Genomic DNA, 1,131 nt, shown 5'->3' on the forward strand with positions numbered 1-1,131 from the left:
ATAAAAGATGTGTGTCTCGAGGGTGACAAGGCCTGTTCCCAGTTCAAGGGGTCCGGCAAAGACAGCCTCTTTGAAGGCGCTGGTACGGATGGTGGTGACCGAGTCGGGGATCGTGAGGCCATTTGAAAAGCTGGCACCCTCGAAGGCGGAGCTCCCTATTGTGAGCAGGCCTTCATGCAGGGTAAGGGCTCCTGCGAATGTGACATTCTGGAAGGCGCTACCCCCGATGGATGTAACCGAAGCCGGGATCGTCAGGGGGCCCGTGAAGCCTGTGTCCTGGAAGGCTCGAAATTCGATAGTTTCGAGGTTGCTTTCGGTGGTTCCCAGGATGAGGTGCCCCCCGTTGCTAAATCCTGCGCTCTGGAACGCACTGGCTCCGATGGTCACCACCGAGTCGGGGATCTCCAGGTCACCCGTGAAGCTGTTAAGGTGGAATGCACCGGCTCCAATCTCGGTGATCGTATCGGGGATGGTGAGCCTTTCCGTGATTCCCTTGTCCTTAAACGCATCGGCAGCAATCTTTGTGACCGGTCTCTCCTCACCGTTTACCTCCAGGGTGCCGGGTATCACAATATCAACCGAGGGTAAGCCGGTGTAAGCCAGGAGGACCAGGTGGTCCGGGTAGACCAGGAAGGTATAATCCCCGTCTGTTACGCTCAGATCACCGGGCAAGGGCGGCGAATCAAGGGGAGGGGATTCTCCGTAGCTGTTCCAGGCAACCACGCGGTACTGATAGGTGTCGTCCTGGTCCCCCAAGATAAAGGTGTTATTGAAGGATGAGGCGTGCTGAGAAAGGTTGTCGGCGTCGTCGAGAACGGTGAAGGGATCATCGTTTACCCGGCGGTAGACCCGGTACCCCCCAGCGGTGTTGGCTGTCCTGGTCCAGGAGAGGTCGATCTCCCACGCGCCCGACCCTTCTTGTGGGTCGTAATCTGCCAGTGAGATCTGAAGGTCCTGCGGGGCCGAGGGCGGGGTCCCGATCAGCTCGGTAATGTCCAGCGTCTTCTCCGAGAGCCGTCCGTCGTAGATGTGGATCACGTCGCGATAGGTTCCCACGGTATAGGTCTGGTTGGTCTCGCTGTCGTGTCGTTCCAGGGGAATCGCGATGCGGTAGAAGCCGCTTGGCAGGTT

At 58.5% G+C, this 1,131-nt stretch carries 1 protein-coding gene; it reads right to left on the bottom strand.

The window, feature by feature from the left end; all coding sequences use genetic code 11:
* On the bottom strand, nucleotides 1-1,131 hold a 1,131-nt coding region (locus B071_RS17685), incomplete at both ends, for a leucine-rich repeat domain-containing protein (protein ID WP_040588551.1).

This window comes from Alkalispirochaeta alkalica DSM 8900 (assembly GCF_000373545.1).
Lineage (GTDB): Bacteria > Spirochaetota > Spirochaetia > DSM-27196 > Alkalispirochaetaceae > Alkalispirochaeta > Alkalispirochaeta alkalica.